Raw genomic sequence first — 21,215 nt, forward strand, 5'->3', positions numbered from 1 at the left:
CTCGTGGGCTCGGAGATGTGTATAAGAGACAGGGTGACGGTCGGGACGAAGTCCCGCAGAGAGGGGAGCCCGGTTTCCAGCGCGGGCGCGGCCTTCATGCAGGGCACCGACCCACCTTGAAGCGCTCACCCCTCTCCCGACCCGGCCTGACGGCCGGCCCACCATCCCCCGCTGAGGGGGGAGGGAGAGCGTGGTGGGTGTCCGCAGGCGATGTGTGCAACCGGTCGCTCGAGCAGGACAGTCAATCCGGAGCGATTCTCGCTCTGTCGTCGCAACCGCTCGAACGGACCCCGCATCAATCGAGGCTGGTCCACCCGGAGAAGCCCTCCAACGGTTCCTGGTCGTAGCGCGCCATCAGGGCGTCCATCGCGGCCTCGTCGCCGAGGCGATTCGTGGCGGCGAGCTCGGCCAGCCCCTCGAAGAAGCCTTCCCGTTCCAGGGCGGGGGTGAAGCTCAGGGTGAAGCAGACCGGCGCCTCGCCGCGGTTGGCGAAGGCGTGCGGCTGGCCGGGCGGGATCAGCACGAAGTCGCCGGGGCCGAGCTCCAGCGTGTGGCCCTCGATCCGCACGGTGAGGCGGCCGGCATGGACCTCGAAGGTCTCGGTGAGCCGGGCGTGGCGGTGGAGGCCGGCGCCGGGCGAGCGGGGCGCCAGCTCCACCCGGTAGATGCCGAGGGCGTCCCGCGTCGCCCCGCTGCGCGCGAGGTAGTGCACCCGCATGCCCCCGATCGTGACGTTGGGAGCTCCTCCTGTGCGATAGACCTGACCCATGGCGGCATCTCTCCCGACCGTCGGATCACGATGATGTGGGGCGCTGCCGGGCCAAAAGAAAACCCCGCGCGGCGGTTGCCGCGCGGGGTCGGAGATCCGGACCGATGCCGGTGTTACTCGGCGGCGACCTTATGGGCCTGGCTGCCGTCCGTGTAGGTCTCGGGCGTCAGGCGCTTGCCCGGGGCGGCGCGGCCCGGCAGCGGCGGCAGGGCACGGGCCTTCTCCAGGTCGATGCCCGCGCCCTCGGCGACGCGGCGGCCGTAATCCTCGTCCGCGTGGAGGAAGTGCCAGACCATCCGGAGCTGGATGGGCTCGGGGCACTGCTTCATGTCGGCCACGAGGTTGGCGATCAGGTCGTCGCGCTCCCAATCCTCGAAGGAGCGATAGCGCACGCCCGCCTGGGTGTAGTCGTCCTCGGTGCGCGAGGTCTGGTAGCGGCCGAGATTGCCCGTGACCGGCTGGTGGTAGTCCTTCGCGGGCTTCGGGGCCTCGCGCAGACCCTCGGCCAGGGTCGAGGGCTCGTAGTTGATGTGCCGGTTGGGGCCGGTGCCGTCGACGCCGTAGGTCATCTGGCCGTCGCGCTGGTTCGAGTAGACCTTCACGCCGGGCTGCGGCGCGTTGATCGGCAGCTGCAGGTAGTTGGCGCCGACGCGGTAGCGCTGCGTGTCCGAGTAGGACAGGGTGCGGCCCTGCAGCATCTTGTCGTCCGAGAAGTCGATGCCGTCGACCAGCACGCCCGTGCCGAAGGCCGACTGCTCGACCTCCGCGAAGAAGTTGTCGGGCACCCGGTCCAGCACCATGCGGCCGCAGGGCAGCAGCGGGAACTGGTCGACCGGCCACAGCTTCGTGTCGTCGAGCGGGTCGAACGAGAGGTGGTCGTTCGGGCCGTCCGGCATGATCTGCACCGCGAACTCCCACTCGGGGAAGTTGCCGGCCTGGATGTTGTCGTAGAGGTCGCGCGTGGCGTGGCCGACATCCTTGCCCTGGATCTCGGCGGCCTGGGCCGAGGTCAGGTTGCGGACGCCCTGCTTCGGGATCCAGTGGAACTTGCAGAGCACCGCCTCGCCCTGGTCGTTGACCAGCTTGTAGGTGTTGACGCCCGAGCCCTCCATCTCGCGGTAGTTGGCCGGGATGCCCCAGGGCGACTTCAGGTGCGTCACCATGTGGATCGACTCGGGGTGCTGGGCCACGAAGTCGAAGAAGCGCCACGCCTCCTGGCGGTTCGTCACCGGATCCGGCTTGAACGCGTGGATCATGTCGGGGAACTTGATCGCGTCGCGGATGAAGAAGACCTTGAGGTTGTTGCCCACGAGGTCCCAGTTGCCCTCGACGGTCTTGAATTTCACCGCGAAGCCGCGCGGGTCGCGCTCGGTCTCAGGCGACTCCTTGGCGCCGGCCACCGTCGAGAAGCGCACGAACATCGGCGTCTTCACGCCGGTCTCGTTCAGCACGCGGGCGCGGGTGTACTTGGAGGCCGGCTCGTCGCCGATCCGGCCGTAGGCCTCGAAGTAGCCGTGGGCGCCGGCGCCGCGGGCGTGCACCACGCGCTCGGGGATCCGCTCGCGGTCGAAATGGGTGATCTTCTCGATGAACTGGTAGTTCTCGAGGGTCGCCGGGCCCCGCTCGCCGACCGTGCGCGTGCTCTGGTTGTCACGGACCGGGTGGCCCTGGCGGGTGGTCAGGATCGGGCGTTGATCGCTCATGCGTACCGTCTCTCCTCGCAATGAAGGGCTCTGCCGGGCAACGCGGCCAAACTGGAACCGTTCTGGCGTGGGGTTATGAACCCCGCATGACCCCGAGGCAAATGCATCGTCACAAAGGCTGTGATAGACACGATCTATGAACCTCTCCGGCCTGTCGCTGCGCGACCTCGAATACGTCGTCGCTGTCGCCGAGGAGGGCCATTTCGGCCGCGCGGCGGAACGCTGCAGCGTGAGCCAGCCGACGCTCTCGGTGCAGGTGCGCAAGCTGGAGACCGCGCTCGGGCTCGTCCTGTTCGAGCGCTCGAACCGGCGCGTCCTCATGACCGCGGCCGGTCAGGTCATCGTGCGGCAGGCCCGCACGGTGCTGGGCGAGGCCCAGCGCCTCCTGGCCCTCGCCACGGAGGGGCGCGGCGCGCCGCTGACCGGGCGGCTGGTGCTCGCCGCGATCCAGACGCTCGGGCCCTACTATTTCCCGCTCGTGCTGCGCCTGCTGCGCCAGGAATTCCCGCTGCTCTCGCTGGCGCTCAGCGAGGCGCGCACCGCCGAGATCCTCGACGGCCTGCGCGACGGGCGCGTCGATGCCGCCCTCGTCTCCCTGCCGGTGCCGACGGGCGGGCTCACCGTCTCGCCGCTCTTCGTGGAGCCGTTCTGGCTGGCCTGCCCGGCCGAGCACCCGCTCGCCCAGGGCGGCGCCCTGCGGGCGACCGACATCGCCGGGCCCGACCTCCTCCTCCTCGACGAGGGCAATTGCCTGCGCGACCAGACCGTGGCGGCCTGCGGTGCGGGGAGTTCGGCCGGCCGGCACGCGACGAGCCTCGAGACCCTGCGCTCGATGGTGGCCGCGGGCGCGGGCTACACGCTGCTGCCGGCGCTCGCCGTGCCGTCGGGGCCTGATCCGAGCGGGCTCACGGTGACGCGCGGCTTCGACGCGGACGGGCCCGGCCGCACCATCGCGCTCGCGTGGCGGTCGAGCGATCCGCGCGCGGCGGGGCTCGCGCATCTCGCCGCCTTCTTCCGGGCGCACGCGCCGCCCGCCACCGCGGCCTGCCGCGACGACGCGGCGCCTCCGTCATCCGAGCCGCCCCTGCGCAACCGTGACAGGCGGGCCGAAGCGGTGTAGCGCCACGCTTCACCAGACACCCGGCGCGCCGGGCATCGCGTCCGGCCGGGATCGCCGTGTCAAAGCTCCGATCACTCTTCCGCGCGGTCGCGCTGTGGGGCGCGCTCGTCGCCGCCTCCGCGCTCCTGGCCTTCGGCCTGTACCGCGCGCAGTTCCCCGCCGCCCTGCTCGTCGGGCCGATGCTCGCGGCGATCGCCTTCGGCGTCGGCGGCGCCGGGATCGGGGTGCCGCGCACGGCCTTCATGGCCGCGCAGGCCCTGATCGGCTGCCTCGTGGCGCACGCGGTCACCGGCAGCATCGTCGCGACCCTGCGGGCGGACGGCCTCATCATCGTCGCCGTGGTGCTGGTCACGGTCCTGGCCGGGGGCGTGGTCGGCTGGGCGCTCACGCGCCTGCGCGTCCTGCCCGGCACCACGGCGGCCTGGGGCTCCTCGCCCGGGGGCGCCGCCGCCATGGTGGCGATGTCGGAGCAGTTCGGGGCCGATCCGCGCCTCGTCGCCTTCATGCAGTATGTCCGCGTCGTCGCCGTGGTGCTCACCGCCTCCCTGGTGACGCGGCTCCTCGTCTCCGCACCCGCGGCCCCCTCCCCGTCCGGCGCCGAGAGCGTGGGCGCGCTCTCGACCCTCGCCACCCTCGCGGTCGCCGCCCTTGGCGCCGCGGCGGCCCTCGCGCTGCGGCTGCCGGCCGGCGCGCTGATCGGCCCGATGATCCTGGGCGCCGTTCTCCACGCGACGGGGCTCGCCACGATGGCGCTGCCCGCGCCCCTCCTCGACCTCGCCTATGCGGGGATCGGCTGGTACGTCGGCCTGCGCTTCACCCGGGAGACGCTCGGCGTGACGCTTCGGGCGCTGCCGGGCATCCTGGTCGCGACCTTCGCGGTGATCTTGCTCTGCGGCGGCTGGGCCTGGGCGCTCACCCACATCCTGGCGATCGACTTCCTCACCGCCTTCCTGGCCACCAGCCCGGGCGGCCTCGATTCGGTGGCGATCATCGCGGTCGGCACCCATGCCGACGTCTCCTTCGTGCTCGCGGTGCAGACGCTCCGGCTCTTCGTGGTGCTCGTCACGGGGCCCCTGCTCGCCAAGTGGATCACCCGCGCCGTCCCCGAGAGGTCTGCCTGATGGGTGCGATCGTCGTCGCGTTCCTCAATTCCTGGCGGGGCCTGCGCCACGGCGCCCGCACCGAGCGGGCGGTGCGCCAGGAACTCGCGCTGCTCATCCTCGGCGTGCCGGTCGCCCTGGTGCTGGGCGCCACCCTCTGGGTGAAGGTCGCGCTCGTCGCGAGCCTGCTCCTGATGCTCGCCGCCGAGTTCCTGAACACCGCGCTTGAGAAGCTCTGCGACCACCTGCATCCCGGACGCCACCCGGCGATCGGCACCGTGAAGGACCTCGCCTCGGCGGGTGCCTTCCTGGCCCAGATGATCGCGGCGCTCGTCTGGATCGCGGCGCTGATCGAGCGGCTCTCGTAGGGGCCGCCCCAGGCGCCGGTATCGAAACCAGCCAATTGCTCCCGGCTTCTCCGCACCTTCTCCCGGACGCCCGGAGCGTCAGCGGAGGGTGATCCGGGACACAGCACGGAAAGGCGCGAAGCGTCCGAACGCTGCGCAGGTGCATGAGATCGAGTGCATGAGATCGAGCCGCTTCGCGGCACTCCATCCGCTGGATCCCGGATCACCTTCCACTCCGTTGCAGGCGTCCGGGAAAGGGGCGGTGTTCCGTCCGGTAGCGTCGGCGACGCCGGCGGCGAACTCATACCCGCCCGGACGGCGGCGCGCTCGCATCTCGGGCCCCAAGGGTCTATCTGCCGGTACAGAACAGTCTCCGCAGCACCGGCGAGCCCGTGACCGACTACATCCGCAAGATCCTCACCGCCCGCGTCTACGACGTGGCGATCGAGAGCCCGCTCGATCCGATGCCGCGGCTGACCGCGCGCCTCGGACGACCGGTCCTGCTCAAGCGCGAGGACCTGCAGCCGGTCTTCTCGTTCAAGCTGCGGGGCGCCTACAACAAGATGTCGGGGCTCACCCGTGAGCAGCTCGACCGCGGCGTGGTCTGCGCGTCCGCCGGCAACCACGCGCAGGGGGTGGCGCTCGCCGCCGCGAAGCTCGGCGTGCGCGCCGTGATCGTGATGCCCCGCACCACGCCGGCCATCAAGGTCGATGCCTGCCGGGCGCGCGGGGCCGAGGTGGTGCTGCACGGCGACGCCTTCGACGAGGCGCTCGCCGAATCGCGCCGCCTGGAGGCCGAGCACGGCCTGACCTTCCTGCACCCCTTCGACGACGCGGACGTGATCGCCGGCCAGGGCACGATCGGCAAGGAGATCCTGGAGCAGCACACGGGGCCCATCGAGGCGATCTTCGTGCCGATCGGCGGCGGCGGCCTGGCCGCCGGAATCGCGACCTTCGTGAAGTACCTGCGGCCCGGCACCAAGGTGATCGGCGTCGAGCCCGACGACGCCGCCTGCATGGCGGAGGCGCTCAAGGCCGATGCGCGCGTGGTCCTGCCGACAGTCGGCCTCTTCGCGGACGGCGTCGCCGTGCGGCAGGCCGGCGAGGAGACCTTCCGCCTCTGCCGCGAGCATCTCGACGGGGTGATCACGGTCGATACCGACGCGATGTGCGCGGCCGTGAAGGACATCTTCGACGACACCCGCGCGGTCTCCGAGCCCTCCGGGGCGCTCAGTCTCGCCGGCGCCAAGGCCTGGGCCGCCGGGAATCCGGGCGCCGGCACGCTGGTGGCGATCTCGTCGGGGGCCAACCTCAACTTCGACCGGCTGCGCCACATCGCCGAGCGCGCCGAGATCGGCGAGGAGCGCGAGATCCTGATCGGCGTCACGATCCCGGAACGCCCCGGCGCCTACCGGGCCTTCATCCAGGCGCTGGGCCCGCGCGCGATCACCGAGTTCAACTACCGCTACGCGAAGGGCGCGGACGCCCAGATCTTCGTCGGCATCAATCTATCGGGCGGCAAGCCCGAGAAGCGGGCGCTGATCGCGGGGCTGCAGGACGGCGGCTACCGCGTGCTCGACATGAGCGACAACGAGATGGCCAAGGTCCATGTCCGCTACATGGTGGGCGGCCGGGCGCTGGGACTGGCCGACGAGCGGCTCTACCGCTTCCAGTTCCCGGAGCGGCCGGGCGCGCTGCTGCGCTTCCTCGAGGCGCTCGGCGAGGACTTCAACATCAGCCTGTTCCACTACCGCAACCACGGCGCCGATTACGGCCGGGTGCTCTGCGGCATCGAGGTTCGCCCGGCCGACCGGCCGCGCTTCGACGCGGCGATCGCCGCGCTCGGCTACCCGTGCTTCGACGAGACCGACAACCCGGCCTACCGGCTCTTCCTCGACAACGCCTCGACGACCTCGGCGCTGGCGGCGGAGTAGGTCAGGCCGCCTCGATCGCCACGCTCTCGACCTCGGGCGTCGCCCGGAGGGTGCGGGCGATGCGCTCGGCCTGGGCGGCCGAGAGGCGGGTGAGCACGATCCGGATCGCGTCCTGGTCCTTCGCCGGGCCGGGCCGCACCACGAACTGCCGGACCCGCGAGGCCGGCAGGCCGGTCGCCTCCTGCAGCCCCTCCAGCGAGAGCGCGCCGGCCTGCGCCACCACGTCGAGGCATTGCGGACGCATCCGGGAGCGCCAGCTCTCCTCCACGGGCTTCACCCCGGCCAGGATCGCGAAGACGATGGCCGTGGCCGCGAGTGCCGGGACGTAGAGACCGCCGCCGCTCGCCAGCCCGATCGCCGCCACCGCCCAGAGGCTCGCCGCGGTGGTGAGCCCCTTCACCATCTCGCCGCGCAGCAGGATCGTGCCCGCGCCCAGGAAGCCGATGCCGGAGACCACCTGGGCGGCGACGCGCGAGGGATCGAGCACGACGTGGCTCTGCCCGGCGACGTCGCCGAAGCCGAAGGCCGAGACCAGCATGAACAGGCAGGCCCCGGTGCAGACCAGCATGTGCGTGCGCAGGCCCGCCGCCCAGAGCAGCCGCTCGCGCTCCAGGCCGATCACGCTGCCGAGCGCCGCCGCCATCGCGAGGCGCCCGATCATCTCCCAGTTGCCGATCAGGGGCGCGTCTCCGGGTTGCTCCGGCCCGCATCCTGGCCCGCCAGCCCGCCGTCGTCCATGCCGCGTTCGGCGGCTATCCCGCTCGCGGGGGAATCAGGCGACGCCCAGGGCCGCCTTCTCGCGCTCGTAGGCCTCGCGCACCGGCTCCCGGCCGTAGGCCCGCTCCAGGCGCCGCACGGTGAAGTGCCCGCGGGCCATGGTCTGGAAGTGGTTCATGAAGGCGGTGTTGACCGTGGCGCCGCCGACCGCGCCCAGCACCGGCACCGCCTGGGCGGCGACCTTCTGCGAGACGACCAGGCCGAAGCGGGCCGCGATCTGCGCCGTGAAGCGCATGAGCGCCGGCGCGCCCTGGTCGAGCAGGGTCTTGCTGCCGGCGTAGCGGGCGGCCTCCGCCATGGTCTTGGCGAGCGCCGCGCGCACCGCGAAATAGCCGCTCTCGCTGAGGTTCTGGCCCGGCCGGCCGCCGAGCGCGAAGACCTGCACGCAGGCGAGCGCGCCCTCGGGCGTCTCCACGTCCTCGCCCTCCTCGCGGGCGATCTCGGCGATCGAGCGCAGCATGAGCGTGGTCGAGACCGGCAACTCCACCGCGAGGGTCGCCAGCCCGAAGGCGCCGCCGACCGCGCCCGTCACCGCGGCGAGCGCCTTGTGGGCGGTCTCGCTGGAGCCGAGCAGCCGAGCCAGCCGGCCCTCGATGCGGCTCTCGGCCCGTTCGACGACCGCGACGGCGGTGTCCGTGGAGGTTTCCGCGTCCGCGACGATCTCCTTGCGCGGCAGGGTGGCGAGCGCCACCCGCAGCGCGCCGCGCATCGCGGCCTCGGTGCTGCGCCCGACGACCTCGGTGACGGGGGCCGGCAGCGAGCGGCCGATCATCTCCAGCGGTGCGCCCGCCGCCGCCGAGAGCCGCGCGGCGAGGCCCGGCTGCTCCAGGGCGCGAACGGCCCGGCGGAGCGCCGCCAGATCCTCCGCGGTCAGCGCGCGGTCCGGAGCGGCGGTCGCGGTCGGCAGGGTCTCGTCGAGGCTGATGAGGTCGCTCACGGTGCTGTCCCCGAACTCTGCGTGCGGCGCGCTGCCGCCGTGGGCCTGTGGCCCTGAGCAAGCGCCGCGGCCGCGGCTTGGTTCCGCCGATCCCCTCCCTCCCGCGGACGCGGTCTCAGGCCTTGGCGGCCACCGCCTCGTCCTCGGGCACCGGGACGGGCGCGGGCTCCGCCGCGCCCTCGCGCAGCGCGATCAGCGCGAGGCAGAGCAGCGCCACCGGGATGCCGATGCCGGCGGACGCCGCGAAGAAGGCCGGGTAGCCCATCGCATCGACCATGTAGCCCGAGAACCCGCCCACGAACTTGCCGGGCAGCGCGTAGAGCGAGGAGAGCAGCGCGTACTGCGTCGCCACGAAGGCCGGCGAGGCGAGGCTCGACATGTAGGCGATGAGCGCCGTGCCGGCGAAGTTGCCGGCGAAGTTGTCGATCGAGATGCTGAGCACGAAGAGCCACGTGTCGTGGCCCGAGACGGCGAGCCAGGAGAACATCAGGTTCGAGGCCGCCGCCACGATGCCGCCGAACAGGAGCGAGGCCTGCAGGCCGAAGCGGATCACCGCCCAGCCGCCCGCCAGGGCGCCGACCACGCCGACGATCACCCCGTAGACCTTCGTGACGTTGGCGATCTCGGTCAGCGTGAAGCCCTGCTCGATGTAGAAGGGCTGGGCCATCACGCCCGAGATGATGTCGGGCAGGCGGTAGAGCATGATCAGCGCCAGGATCAGCACCAGCCGCGAGCCCTTGCGCCGGACGAGGTCCGAGAAGGGATCGACCACCGCGATCCGGAGCGTCGTGGCCACCGAGCGCCGCTCGCCCGGAACCGCGACCGGGTCCTGGCGCGGGGCGAGGAACGCCGCCGTCAGGCCGACCAGCATCAAGGCCGCCATCGTCCCGTAGGCGAGGCTCCAGCCCGCACCCTGCGCGATGTAGAGGGCGCCCGCCCCCGCGAAGGCCCGGGCGATCGCGTAGCCGAGCTGGTAGGCGGCCAGCATCACGCCCTGCCGCTCGGTCGGCGCCGCGTCGATGCGCCAGGAATCGACCACGATGTCCTGCGTCGCCGAGGCGAAGGCGGTCACGAGCGCGCAGATCACCATGAAGCTCAGGGACGCCGCCGGGTCGCCCTGGCTCATGCCGAGAAGGCCGGCCGCGACCGCGACCTGGGACAGCACCATCCACGAGCGGCGGCGACCGAGCCTGCGGGCGAGGAACGGCAGGTCGACCCGGTCGATCACCGGGGCCCAGAGGAACTTCAGCGAGTAGGCGAGGGAGACGTAGGAGAGGAGCCCGATGCTGGTGCGCTGGATGCCCGCGGTGGCGAGCCAGGCCGAGAGCGTCGAGAAGACCAGCAGGATGGGCAGGCCGCAGGCGAAGCCCAGCGCCAGCATCAGGGCGATGCGCGCATCCTCCATCACGTCGCGCAGGCGCAGGCGCGGCCTGCCGGAGCTGGGTTCGCGCGCGGCCTTCATTCCTGTGTGCATCGCCGTTCTGCCCGCCATGGCATGGAACTCCTCACAGCCGTGCGCCTTGTCACGCAGAACCGTGGCCGACTTGCGAGAGCGGGTGAAGCCCGCGTCGCCAGCTGACGCGTTCGACGTGGCGGGGGAATCATGCTCGACCTTTCGTTAACGGCTTTGCCGAAAACTGGTCCTTGAGATGTACGGCCGGGGGGACGAACGCTTCCGCTCGCCGGAGACGCGCGCGGCCGGGACGAGCGTCACGGACGGTTGCAGCATGACGCAGGACAGTGCCCACCCGGCCGCGATGGCGCCTGCCACCTTCGCGCTCGCCTTCGGCGCGAGCCTGACCCCGATGATCGTGACGGACGCGCGCGGGCACGACAACCCGATCGTCTGGGTCAACGACGCGTTCCTGAACCAGACGGGTTACGCGCGCGACGAGCTGATCGGCCGGAACTGCCGCCTGCTGCAGGGGGCTGAGACGGATCGCCAGGAGATCGCCCGCATGCGCGCGGCGATCGGCGCCGGCGAGCCGATCGCCCTCGAGATCCTCAACTATCGCCGGGACGGCACGCCCTTCTGGAACGGGATGACGATCAATCCGATCCGCGACGAGGCGGGCGGAATCGCCTATTTCTTCGCCGCCCAGGCCGACATGACGGACAAGCGTCGGGCCGAATCGGCCATGCGGGGGACCAACGACGAGCTGGAGCGGCAGGTCGGGGAGCGGACCGCGGATCTGGAGCGCGCGCTCGCCCAGAAGACCGCCCTGCTCCACGAGGTCGATCACCGCGTGAAGAACAACCTCCAGGTAATCTCGTCGCTCATGCTGCTGAAGGCGCGGCGCACCCCGGAGGGCGAGGCGCGCGACGCCCTGCAGAATATGGCCGAGCGCATCGGCGCGCTCTCGACGGCGCACCGGATGCTCTACTCGGAGGGCGACGTCGCCCACTTCAACCTCAGCGACTTCACCGGGGACTTCCTCTCCGACCTCGAAGCCGGATTGGACCCGGAGCGGACCCGGATCGAGGCGCATGTCGAGCCGATCGCTGTGGCGGCCGCGATGGCCGCGCCGCTCTCGCTGATGATCCACGAACTCACCACGAACGCCGTCCGCCACGCCTTCCCGGGAGGGCGGAGCGGACGCCTCACCGTGGATGGGCGCCGCGAGGACGACATGCTGGTCCTCGTCGTGGCGGATGACGGCATCGGTCTGGGGACGGCGCCGCCGAACCCAGCGGGCTTCGGGCGCAGCCTGGTCGAGATGGTCGTGCGGCAGCTGCGCGGATCGATCGCCTGGTCCGAAGGAGCGCCGGGCACCCGTGTGGAGATCCGCGTGCCGCTCCAGGGAGGCGCTTGAGATGCGCCCGGTCTTCGCGCAGTCTGCCGCCCTGGGCCACGCAGGGGACGGCCGCCTCGGGCTCGAGCGTGCCGCATGAGGTTCCATGACCGCTGACGCCGCGCCATCCGGCCCTTCCCTGCGCATCCTCGTCGTGGAGGACGAGGCGCTGATCGCGCTCGAGCTCGAATGCCTGCTGGACGATCTCGGCCACGTCACGGTCGGCGTCGCCTGCAATTCCAGCGAGGCCATCGCGGTCGGGCGCGCCACGGCGCCGGACGTGGCCCTCGTCGACATCCATCTGGTGGACGGCCCGACCGGGATCGAGGTGGCTCGGGCGCTCGCCGCCGACCCGCGCACGACGGTCGTGTTCATGACGGCGAACGCCAAGCGCATCCCGGACGATTTCGCGGGCGCCTTCGGGGTGATCGCAAAGCCCTATTCCGAGCGCGTGGTGGCGAGCACGCTGGCCTATCTGGCGGGCTGCCGCGCGGGCCGGCCCCACGCGCCCTGCCCCGACGGCTTCCACCCGGCGCCGGCCTGCGCGGCCGCGCCCTGAGGGGCGCCTCCGGCCTGCCCATCCGCCGATACCGCCCCTCTGCGCCCTCCCCGGCGCCGCGCCCGGCTACGTCAGCCCTCGGCCCGGGCCCGTTTCAGCCGGTAGAGCGCGTCGAGCGCCTCGCGCGGCGTGAGCGCGTCCGGGTCGATCGCGTCGAGCATGAGCCCCAGCGCGTCGTCCGCGGCGGGCTCGGGTTCGGGCGGCGGGGGCGGCGGCGCGAGGTTGGCGAAGAGCGGCAGGTCGTCGATGCGGGGACGACCCGGGCGCTCGCGCTCGGCCTTCTCCAGGCCCTTGAGGATCGCGCCCGCCCGGGCCACCACGGTGGCCGGGAGCCCTGCAAGGCGTGCCACCTGCAGCCCGTAGCTGCGCTCGGCCACGCCCGGCACCACCTCGTGCAGGAACACCACCTCGTCCCGGTGCTCGGCGACCTTGAGCGTGGCGTTGTCGAGCCGCGCCAGCCGCTGGCCGAGCGCCGTCAGCTCGTGGAAATGCGTGGCGAAGAGCGACCGGCAGGCGTTCGCCTCGTGCAGGTGCTCCAGGCAGGCCCAGGCGATCGAGAGCCCGTCGAAGGTCGCGGTGCCGCGCCCGATCTCGTCGAGGATGACGAGGGAGCGCCGCGTCGCCTGGTTCAGGATCGCGGCGGTCTCGACCATCTCGACCATGAAGGTCGAGTGCCCGCGGGCGAGGTCGTCGGCCGCGCCGACGCGGGAGAACAGCCGATCGACCCGGCCGATGCGCGCCTCGGCCGCCGGGACGAAGCTGCCGATCTGCGCCAGCACCGCGATCAGCGCGTTCTGGCGCAGGAAGGTCGACTTGCCGCCCATGTTCGGGCCGGTGATCAGGCGGATCCGCCCGCGCGTGTCCCCCGACAGGTCGCAATCGTTGGCGATGAAGGCCTCGCCCGACCGTCTCAGGGCCGCCTCGACCACGGGGTGGCGACCGGCCGTAACCACGAAGCTCAGCGAATCGTCCACCACCGGGCAGCGCCAGTCGAGCTCGACCGCGAGTTCCGCGTGGCCGGCCGCCACGTCGAGCCGCGCCAGCGCCTCGGCGGTCTCCGCGATGGCCTCGGCGCCCGCCAGCACGCGCGCCGCCAGATCCTCGAACACCGCGGTCTCGAGTGCCAGCGCGCGGTCGGAAGCGCCGGAGATCTTCGACTCGAGCTCTCCGAGCTCGACGCTGGTGAAGCGCATCGCGTCCACCATGGTCTGGCGATGCACGAAGTCCTGCATCAGCCCCTTGAGGCAGGCCTCGCCGACCGATTGCGGCACCTCGATGTAGTAGCCGAGCATGTTGTTGTGCTTGATCCGCAGGGTGCGGCAGCCCGTCTCCTCGGCGTAGCGCGCCTGCAGCGCGGCGATGACCTTGCGCGAATCCTGGCCGAGCGAGCGCGCCTCGTCGATCTCGGCGTGGTAGCCGGCGCGCACGAAGGTGCCGTCGCGCCGGTTGAGCGGCAGGTCGTCGGCCAGCGCGGCGCGCAGCCGCTCCACGAGGTCTGCGTCGATCCGGGCGAGCCTGCGCCCGAGCCGCGCCAGGGCGTCCGGCAGGTCGGGCTCCGCCGCGAGCCGCGCGCCGAGCGCGGCGGCCACATCGAGCCCGTCGCGGATCGCCGCGAGGTCGCGGGGCCCGGCCCGGCCGAGGCCGGTGCGCGAGAGCGCGCGGGCGATGTCGGGCGCGCGGGCGAGCGTGTCGCGCAGGGTCCCGCGCAGGGCCGGCTCCTCGACGAGGCGCGCGACCGCCTCCTGCCGGCGCGCGATGGCGGCGAGATCGGTGAGCGGGCCGGCCAGATGCTCGGCGAGCAGCCGCGCCCCGTTCGCCGTGACGGTGCGGTCGATGGCGTCGAGCAGGCTGCCCTGGCGCTCGCCGGAGAGCGTGCGGGTGAGTTCGAGGTTGGCGCGTGTCGCCGCGTCGATGCTGAGCGTCGCCCCGCCGGCCTCGCGGGTCGGGACCTGCAGGGGCGGTCGGGCGGCGAGCTGGGTGCGGGCGATGTAGAGGAGCGCCGCGCCCGCCGCCGCGATCTCGGCGCGGCTGAACTGGCCGAAGCCCTCCAGCGTCGAGACGCCGTACTGCTCGCGGATGCGCCGCTCGGCCGCCGCCGGCTCCAGCTCGCCCTGCGGCAGCGGCACGACGGCCGCGCGGGTCTCCTGCCAGAGGCGGCCCAGCGCCGGGTCTGCATGGAGCGCTTCCGAGAGCACGATCTCCCTGGGGTCGTGCCGGCTGATCGCGCCGGAGAGTTCCTGGCCCGCGACCTCGCTCAGCGAGAAGCGCCCCGTGGAGATGTCCACCGCCGCGAGCCCGTAGGCGTGGGCGGTCTCCGAGAGCTTGCGCCGGCCGATCGCGAGGAGGAGGTTCGCCCGCGCGGGGTCGAGCAGTCGGTCCTCCGTGATGGTGCCGGGGGTGACGAGCCGCACCACCTCGCGCCGCACCACCGATTTCGGCCCCCGGCGCTTGGCCTCGGCCGGATCCTCGGTCTGCTCGCAGACGGCGACGCGGTGGCCCAGCGCGATCAGGCGGCTCAGGTAGTCGTCGGCCCGCTCCACCGGCACGCCGCACATCGGGATGTCGGCGCCGCCGTGCTTGCCCCGCTTCGTCAGCACGATGCCGAGCGCCCGCGAGGCGGTCTCCGCGTCGGCGAAGAACAGCTCGTAGAAATCGCCCATCCGGTAGAACAGCAGGCAGTCGGGGTTGGCCGCCTTGATCTCGATGTACTGCGCCATCATCGGCGTGGCGCCCGGGGTCTCCGGGGCGGGCGCGGCCTCGGGCGGGCTGGCGATCTGTCGGGCGGCGGTGCTGCGGGCCATGCCCCGTTCTACCAGAGCCCGGCCGGCGAATCAGGCGCGGCACGTCGCATCGCTGGGGAGAAGCGCGGCCGCCGAACGGAAAGGGGCCGCCGCTCGCGCGGCAGCCCCCTGGCCTCTCGTATGAGCCGGGCGGCTCAGTAGCGCGGGCCGCCCGTGGTGTTGCCGAGCTGCTGCTTGTAGCCGGGCTGCTGCGGGTTGCGGGCGTTCGGGTTGCCGTAGCGCATGGTGTTCATGCGGCGCATGCGGCGCTCGGCCCGGGTGGAGTGGTAACGGCGGTGGTGGCGGTAGGCGACCGTCTCGACGCCGTCGGTGGCGGTGACGCCGGCCGGCACCGAGAGCGGAGCCGCCGAGGCGGGCAGCGAGGCGAGGCCGCCGAGCAGCAGGCCGGTCGCCAGGGTGAGGGCAATGCGCGTCATGTAAGTCTCCACGTCGCGCAGGCTGCGCGCGTCGAGCCGATAAGTTGTTCCATCCTATGCGGTTCCGACGGATACGGAGAAATTTCTCGCTGCCTCGCGACATTCCGTCGGGACGATTATCGAAGTCTGAACGTGCACGCGCCCCGCTCGCCGCCTGACTGCGCCATCATAGGATCGGGGTCGTGCGATGGGATTGTCCGTCCGGGGCCCGCCCGGATTGCCTTGTCGCGCCCGCCGCGCCATCACCGCGCGATGCAAGCCGCCGCCGCGCAAGCCCTGCCGATCGACGCCGTCCTGCCGCGCCTGCGCGCGACGCTCGCGGCGGGCGTAGGCGCGGTCCTCGTCGCCCCGCCCGGGGCCGGCAAGACCACGCGGGTGCCGCTCGACCTCCTCGGCGCGCCCTGGCTCGGCGACAGGCGCATCGTCCTGCTCGAGCCGCGCCGCCTCGCCGCCCGGGCGGCGGCCGAGCGCATGGCCGCGACGCTGGGCGAGCGCGTCGGCGAGACGGTGGGCCTGCGCGTGCGCCTCGGCTCGAAGATCTCCGGCCGCACCCGGATCGAGGTGGTCACCGAGGGCGTGTTCACCCGGATGATCCTCGACGACCCGGAACTCGGCCGGGTCGGCGCGGTGCTGTTCGACGAGTTCCACGAGCGCTCTCTCGACGCGGATCTCGGCCTCGCGCTCGCCCTCGACGCGCAGGGTGGGTTGCGCGAGGACCTTCGGATCCTAGTGATGTCGGCGACCCTCGACGGGGCGCGGGTCGCGGCGCTGCTGGGCGATGCGCCCGTGATCGCGTCGGAGGGCCGCGCCTTCCCGGTCGAGACCCGCTACGTCGAGCGCGATCCGAGCCGGCGCGTCGAGGCGGCGACGACCGACCTGATCCTCCGGGCGCTGCGCGCCGATCCGGGCTCCGTCCTCGCGTTCCTGCCCGGGCAGGCGGAGATCCGCCGGGTGGCGGAGGCTCTGGAGGGACGCGTCGGGCCGGACGTGGACGTGGCCCCGCTCTACGGCGCGCTGACGCCGGCCGAGCAGGACCGCGCCGTATCGCCGGCCCGGCCCGGCCGCCGCAAGGTGGTGCTGGCGACCTCCATCGCCGAGACCTCGCTGACCATCGAGGGCGTGCGCATCGTCGTCGATTCCGGGCTCGCCCGGGTGCCGCACTACGAGCCGGGCCTGGGGCTCACGCGCCTCGTGACGGCGCGCGCCTCGCGCGCCTCCGTCGATCAGCGCCGCGGCCGCGCCGGCCGCACGGAGCCGGGCGTGTGCTGGCGGCTCTGGTCGGAGGCCGCCACCGGCGCGCTCGAACCGTTCGGGCGCCCCGAGATCCTGGCCGCCGACCTTGCCGGCCTCGTGCTCGATTGCGCCGCCTGGGGCGTGGCCGACCCGACCGCCCTCGCCTTCCTCGACACGCCGCCCGCGGCAGCGCTCCGCGAGGCGCGCGTCATGCTCGCCGACCTCGGCGCCCTCGACGCCGACGGGCGCCTCACCGAGGCCGGCCGGCGCTTGCGCGCCCTGCCCCTGCCGCCGCGCCTCGCCCGCATGCTGGTCAGCGCCGGAGCGTTCGGGCAGGCCCGCGCCGCCGCCGATCTCGCCGCCGTGCTGGTCGAGCGGGGACTCGGCGGCGATGCGGTCGACCTCGCCGAGCGCCTCGACCGCTTCCGCCGCGACCGCGGCCCGCGCGCCGCCGACATGCGCCGCCTGAGCGCCGGCTGGGCGACGCTCGCGGGCGGGCAGGCCTCCGATGAGGCCGCCGATCCGGGCGCTCTCCTGGCCCTCGCCTACCCGGACCGCGTCGCCAGGGCGCGCGGGCGCGACGGCGAGTTCGTGATGGCCAACGGCCGCGCCGGGCGCCTCGATCCGGCCGCCGCGCTCGCCCGCGAGCCCTTCGTGGTGGTCGCCGACCTCGCGGGGGCTGCCGGCAACGCCCGCATCCTCGCGGCCGCCGCCATCGCCCCGGAGGCGATCGAGACGGGTTTCGCCGACCGCATCGAATCCGTCACGCAGGTGAGCTTCGATCCCCAGGCCCGCGCGCTGCGGGCCCGCGCCCTGCGCCGCCTCGGCGCCGTGACGCTCGGCGAGCGCACCCTGCCGGTGCCGGCCGACCTCGACGCCGCAGCGATCCTCGCCCGCGGCATCGCCGGGCTCGGCCTCGACCGCCTGCCCTGGACCCCGGCCCTCCGGCAATGGCTCGCCCGCGCCCGCTTCCTGCGCGCGGCCGAGGGCGAGCCCTGGCCCGACCTCTCCGACGCGGTGCTCGCCGAGACCGTGGCGGACTGGCTCGCCCCCGAGATCGTCGGCCGGAGCGGGCTCGACGCGATCACGGCGGACGACCTCGCCCGCGCGCTCCACGGCCTGCTCGACTGGGCGCTGCGCGCCCGCATGGAGACGGCGGCGCCGACCCATGTCGCGGTGCCGACCGGCTCGCGCATCCCGGTCGATTACGAATCCGAGGGCGGTCCCGTCCTCGCCGTGCGGGTGCAGGAGCTGTTCGGGCTCGACCGGCACCCGACGGCCGGCGGCCGGCCGCTCGTCCTCCACCTGCTCTCGCCGGCCCAGCGCCCGATCCAGATCACCCGCGACCTGCCGGGCTTCTGGCGCGGCTCCTGGGGCGCGGTCAGGACCGAGATGCGCGGGCGCTACCCGCGCCATCCCTGGCCCGAGGATCCTCGCACCGAGGCGCCGACCCGGCGCGCCAAGCCCCGCGGGACGTGAGGATCTGCGGGACACGGCGCCGAGCTTGCACCTAGGAGGATCGCATGAATGAGACCGCACCCGAACCCGACGCCCCGCCCGGCTGGGAGCCGATCCGCGATTCCGGCTTCATCGCCCATGTCGGCCCGGTCTATCGCCGGGCGGACGGGGCCTACGCCTTCCGGGCGGACGAGCGGCACGCCAACCTGATCCGGGTGGTGCACGGCGGCATGCTGATGAGCTTCGCCGACCGGGCGCTCGGCGAGACCGCGATGGCGGCGGCGGAGGGCGCGAACTGCGTCACCGTGCAGATGGAGATGCAGTTCATCGACGCGGCCCGGCTCGGCGACTGGATCGAGACCGGTCCGGACGTGCTCAAGCGCACCGGCTCCCTCGTCTTCCTGCGCACGGATCTGCTGGTCGGGGACCGGCGGGTCGCCTACGCCTCGGGCGTCTGGAAGATCCTGCGCCGCCGACCCGATGCCGCGGGCGCCTGAGCGCGCTATCTCGGGTCCATGTCCGCTTCCACCGACGCCCCCCAGGACCCGACGCTCGCCCGGCTCGGCGCCGCCCTGTCGGGCCTGCCCGCGCGCGGTCCCGCGCCGGTCCATCTCTGGAACCCGCCCTATTGCGGTTCTATCGACATCCGCATCGCGGCCGACGGCACGTGGTTCCACAACGGCAGCCCGATCCGCCGCGAGAAGATGGTGCGCCTGTTCGCCTCGATCCTGCGGGCGGAGCCCGACGGCGCGATCCGGCTCGTCACGCCGGTCGAGAGCGTGGGTATCACGGTAGACGACGCGCCCTTCCGTGCCGTCGAGATGGCGGTGGACGGGGCGGGCGCGGCGCGCCGCATCAGCTTCCGCACCAACGTCGACGACCTCGTGGCGGTCGGTCCCGACCACCCGCTGCGCTTCGAGCAGGCGGAGGACGGCGCGCTCAAGCCCTACCTCCTGGTCCGCGGCGGCCTCTGGGCCCTGGTGAGCCGGGCGCTGACCTACGACCTCGTGGCGCTGGCCGAGGAGCGCGTGCTCGACGGCCGCCCCTGGCTCGGCCTTCAGGCCGGGGGCGCCTTCCACCGCATCGCACCGGCCGAGGCGGCGTGAGCCTCGATCTCGCGGGCTTCCTCGCCCTCTGTCGCGAGCGCCTGTCGCCATGGCCGCCGGGCCCCGACGACCCGACCTCGAACCCGCGCGGCGACCACAGCCTCGACCCCGACGGCAGCGCCGTGATCCCGCCGCCGCCCCACCGCCGCGCCGCCGTGCTGGTGCCTGTGGTGGCGCGCACCGAGGGCCTCTTCCTCATCCTCACCCAGCGCGCCGCCCACCTGCGCGACCATTCTGGCCAGGTCGCCCTGCCGGGTGGCAAGATCGACCCGGAGGAGACGGCCCGCGAGGCGGCGCTGCGGGAGGCCTGGGAGGAGATCGGCCTCGTCGCCGACCTCGTGCGCCCGCTCGGCTATCTCGACCCCTACCTCTCGGGGACCGGCTTCCTCGTCACCCCGGTGATCGGACTGGTCGCACCGGAGGCGGTCCTGCGGCCCAACCCCTCCGAGGTCGCCGACGTCTTCGAGGTGCCCCTCGGCTTCCTGATGGATGCCGGCCGCTACCAGCTCCGCTCCCGCGAATGGCAGGGCCGCACCCGCACCTTCTACGCCCTCCCCTTCGGCGAGCGCCTGATCTGGGGCGTGACCGCCGGCATCCTGCACAACTTGCGCGAACGGCTCGCGCGGTAGCAGAGTCCCGATCCCCCGCCGCCCCGGAACCCATGCTGCGCCGCCTCCTCGAAGAATTCGGGATCTTCCTGATCCCCTTCGCGCTCTTCTGCGTCTACCTGCTGGCGCGGGGCCGAAACCCGCTGCGCCGGGCGCACTGGGACGGCCAGAGCTTGCGGCTGGCGCTGGCCGGCCTCGCGCTGGTGATCGCCTCGCTCGTCCTCACGGGCCTGTTCTCGGCGCGCAGCACCGGCGGCTACGTGCCCTCCCACATGGAGAACGGGCGGCTCGTGCCGGGGCAGTTCCGCTGATGCAGGATCTCGACCGAGCGGGTCTCGCGCGCCTGCGCGAGCGACCGAGCGTGCGCCGCGCCCTCGCGGCGCTGGACGGGCCGGGGGCCGAGACGCGCGTCGTCGGAGGCTGCGTGCGCGACGCGCTCCTCGGACGCGCTGCCGCCGACATCGACCTCGCCACCACGCTCCTGCCCGAGACCGTGATGGCGCGTGCCCGCGCCGCCGGCCTCAAGGCGGTGCCGACGGGCATCGAGCACGGCACCGTTACGCTGGTCGCGGCGGGCGAGCCGATCGAGGTGACGACCCTGCGCGAGGACGTCGAGACCGACGGGCGCCGCGCGGTGGTGCGCTTCGGGGGCGATTTCGCGCAGGACGCGGCGCGGCGCGACTTCACCGTCAACGCCCTCTCCCTCGACGCGGCGGGGCACCTGCACGACACCACGGGCGGCGTCGCCGATCTCCAGGCGGGGCGGGTGCGCTTCATCGGCGACCCGGCGACCCGCATCCGCGAGGACGCGCTTCGCATCCTGCGCTTCTTCCGCTTCCACGCGCGCTTCGGGCACGGCGCCCCGGACGCGCCCGCGCTCGCCGCCTGCATTGCCGCCCGGGACAGCCTCGACCGGCTCTCGCGCGAGCGCGTGCGGGCCGAGTTCCTCAAGCTGCTGGCCGCGCCGGGCGCGCCCCCGATGGTCGCGACCCTGAGCGACACCGGCCTCCTCGCCCGCATCCTCGGCGGCGTGGGCGAGCAGGGCCGTCTCGCTCGGGCCCTTGCGGCGGGGAGGCCCGCCCCCCTCGCGGCCCTGGCCGTGCTGACCCGCGAGGATGCGGAGCGCCTGCGCGAGCGGCTGCGCCTGTCGAGGGCCGAGCATCTCGAACTCGAGCGCTACGCCGACGCGCTGGCCGCGGCCCGCGACCGCCCAGCCCTCGCGGAGCCCGAGATCCGGGCGCTCGTCGCCGAGCACGGGCTGGAGGCGGCCTCGGGCGCGCTCGCGGTTCTGGCGGGCGAGCCGCGGCCCGCCCTACCCCCCGACCTCGACCGGATCCTCGGGGCGCTACGCGCCGGACCGCCGCTCGTCCTACCGGTCGCCGGGGCCGATCTGGTGGCGCGGGGCCTCGCCCCGGGCCGCGGCATCGGCCGGGCGCTCGCCCGCGCCCGCGCCCGCTGGCTCGCGCTGGGCTGCCCGCTCGATCCAGGGGCGCGCGACGCGCTGATCGCCCACGCCCTCGAGGATGCGGTCGGCTAGCGGCAACGAGAAAGGCCC

The 21,215-nt window shown here is 73.4% G+C and carries 19 protein-coding genes; 12 read left to right on the forward strand and 7 right to left on the reverse strand.

Annotated features, from left to right (window positions below):
• Window positions 1-295: 295 nt before the first annotated feature.
• Together AX737_RS08535 and AX737_RS08540 are read right to left on the reverse strand one after the other, a co-directional pair.
• Window positions 296-769 carry a cupin domain-containing protein gene (locus AX737_RS08535; protein ID WP_066920592.1) on the reverse strand — a complete coding sequence of 158 codons (474 nt, stop codon included), beginning with the start codon at window positions 767-769 and terminating at the stop codon, window positions 296-298.
• Between the two features lie 113 nt (window positions 770-882).
• Window positions 883-2,472 (reverse strand): catalase, encoded by a 1,590-nt coding sequence (locus tag AX737_RS08540; RefSeq protein WP_066920594.1) that lies wholly within the window; start codon window positions 2,470-2,472, stop codon window positions 883-885.
• A 136-nt stretch (window positions 2,473-2,608) separates the two neighbouring features.
• Between AX737_RS08540 and AX737_RS08545 the strand changes: the two genes are divergently transcribed.
• The 4 genes from AX737_RS08545 to ilvA all read left to right on the forward strand — a co-directional run bounded on the left by AX737_RS08545 (window position 2,609) and on the right by ilvA (window position 6,973).
• Window positions 2,609-3,592, forward strand: a complete 984-nt coding sequence (locus AX737_RS08545; protein ID WP_066920596.1) for a LysR substrate-binding domain-containing protein — start codon at window positions 2,609-2,611, stop codon at window positions 3,590-3,592.
• A 56-nt stretch (window positions 3,593-3,648) separates the two neighbouring features.
• Window positions 3,649-4,713, forward strand: coding sequence for an AbrB family transcriptional regulator (locus AX737_RS08550; RefSeq protein WP_066920598.1), 1,065 nt, complete (start codon window positions 3,649-3,651; stop codon window positions 4,711-4,713).
• Window positions 4,713-5,060 carry a diacylglycerol kinase gene (locus AX737_RS08555; RefSeq protein WP_066920600.1) on the forward strand — a complete coding sequence of 116 codons (348 nt, stop codon included), beginning with the start codon at window positions 4,713-4,715 and terminating at the stop codon, window positions 5,058-5,060. The genes AX737_RS08550 and AX737_RS08555 overlap by 1 nt, the downstream gene beginning before the upstream one ends.
• Before the next feature lie 371 nt (window positions 5,061-5,431).
• Window positions 5,432-6,973, forward strand: a complete 1,542-nt coding sequence (gene ilvA, locus AX737_RS08560; protein WP_066920602.1) for a threonine ammonia-lyase, biosynthetic — start codon at window positions 5,432-5,434, stop codon at window positions 6,971-6,973.
• Window position 6,974: 1 nt separating this feature from the next.
• Here ilvA and AX737_RS08565 read toward each other — a convergent pair whose 3' ends face one another.
• From AX737_RS08565 to AX737_RS08575, 3 genes are all read right to left on the reverse strand, one after another.
• Window positions 6,975-7,652, reverse strand: coding sequence for an MgtC/SapB family protein (locus tag AX737_RS08565; protein WP_066920604.1), 678 nt, complete (start codon window positions 7,650-7,652; stop codon window positions 6,975-6,977).
• Window positions 7,653-7,745: 93 nt separating this feature from the next.
• Window positions 7,746-8,687 (reverse strand): EcsC family protein, encoded by a 942-nt coding sequence (locus AX737_RS08570; RefSeq protein ID WP_066920606.1) that lies wholly within the window; start codon window positions 8,685-8,687, stop codon window positions 7,746-7,748.
• Window positions 8,688-8,802: 115 nt separating this feature from the next.
• Window positions 8,803-10,179: an MFS transporter gene (locus tag AX737_RS08575; protein ID WP_238230441.1), complete on the reverse strand. Its 1,377-nt coding sequence runs from the start codon at window positions 10,177-10,179 to the stop codon at window positions 8,803-8,805.
• Window positions 10,180-10,414: 235 nt separating this feature from the next.
• Here AX737_RS08575 and AX737_RS08580 point away from each other — a divergent pair, with 235 nt between their 5' ends.
• Window positions 10,415-11,500: a PAS domain-containing protein gene (locus AX737_RS08580; RefSeq protein WP_066920629.1), complete on the forward strand. Its 1,086-nt coding sequence runs from the start codon at window positions 10,415-10,417 to the stop codon at window positions 11,498-11,500.
• 85 nt (window positions 11,501-11,585) lie between these two features.
• On the forward strand, window positions 11,586-12,038 hold the full coding sequence (locus AX737_RS08585; protein WP_066920610.1) for a response regulator: 453 nt from the start codon (window positions 11,586-11,588) through the stop codon (window positions 12,036-12,038).
• Window positions 12,039-12,109: 71 nt separating this feature from the next.
• Here the strand turns inward: AX737_RS08585 and mutS are convergent, their stop codons facing one another.
• The gene (mutS, locus tag AX737_RS08590) at window positions 12,110-14,839 is read right to left on the reverse strand and encodes a DNA mismatch repair protein MutS (protein WP_066920613.1); all 2,730 of its coding nucleotides are present in this window, start codon (window positions 14,837-14,839) and stop codon (window positions 12,110-12,112) included.
• A gap of 134 nt (window positions 14,840-14,973) precedes the next feature.
• Window positions 14,974-15,255 carry a hypothetical protein gene (locus AX737_RS08595; RefSeq protein WP_066920615.1) on the reverse strand — a complete coding sequence of 94 codons (282 nt, stop codon included), beginning with the start codon at window positions 15,253-15,255 and terminating at the stop codon, window positions 14,974-14,976.
• A 252-nt stretch (window positions 15,256-15,507) separates the two neighbouring features.
• Here AX737_RS08595 and hrpB point away from each other — a divergent pair, with 252 nt between their 5' ends.
• From hrpB to AX737_RS08625, 6 genes are read left to right on the forward strand one after another with little or no spacing between them, the layout of a single operon-like run.
• Window positions 15,508-17,967 carry an ATP-dependent helicase HrpB gene (gene hrpB / locus AX737_RS08600; RefSeq protein WP_066920617.1) on the forward strand — a complete coding sequence of 820 codons (2,460 nt, stop codon included), beginning with the start codon at window positions 15,508-15,510 and terminating at the stop codon, window positions 17,965-17,967.
• Window positions 17,968-18,011: 44 nt separating this feature from the next.
• Window positions 18,012-18,443, forward strand: coding sequence for a PaaI family thioesterase (locus tag AX737_RS08605; protein ID WP_066920619.1), 432 nt, complete (start codon window positions 18,012-18,014; stop codon window positions 18,441-18,443).
• 18 nt (window positions 18,444-18,461) lie between these two features.
• Entirely contained in the window at window positions 18,462-19,052 is a 591-nt protein-coding gene (locus tag AX737_RS08610) for a DUF1285 domain-containing protein (RefSeq protein ID WP_066920621.1), read from the forward strand.
• Window positions 19,049-19,681: a CoA pyrophosphatase gene (locus AX737_RS08615; protein WP_066920623.1), complete on the forward strand. Its 633-nt coding sequence runs from the start codon at window positions 19,049-19,051 to the stop codon at window positions 19,679-19,681. The genes AX737_RS08610 and AX737_RS08615 overlap by 4 nt, the downstream gene beginning before the upstream one ends.
• Before the next feature lie 32 nt (window positions 19,682-19,713).
• The gene (locus AX737_RS08620; RefSeq protein ID WP_066920625.1) at window positions 19,714-19,971 is read left to right on the forward strand and encodes a DUF6111 family protein; all 258 of its coding nucleotides are present in this window, start codon (window positions 19,714-19,716) and stop codon (window positions 19,969-19,971) included.
• Window positions 19,971-21,197 carry a CCA tRNA nucleotidyltransferase gene (locus AX737_RS08625; protein ID WP_066920627.1) on the forward strand — a complete coding sequence of 409 codons (1,227 nt, stop codon included), beginning with the start codon at window positions 19,971-19,973 and terminating at the stop codon, window positions 21,195-21,197. The genes AX737_RS08620 and AX737_RS08625 overlap by 1 nt, the downstream gene beginning before the upstream one ends.
• The last annotated feature ends 18 nt before the right edge of the window (window positions 21,198-21,215 follow it).

It is taken from the genome of Methylobacterium sp. CCH5-D2, from assembly GCF_001556475.1.
Taxonomy (GTDB): domain Bacteria; phylum Pseudomonadota; class Alphaproteobacteria; order Rhizobiales; family Beijerinckiaceae; genus Methylobacterium; species Methylobacterium hispanicum.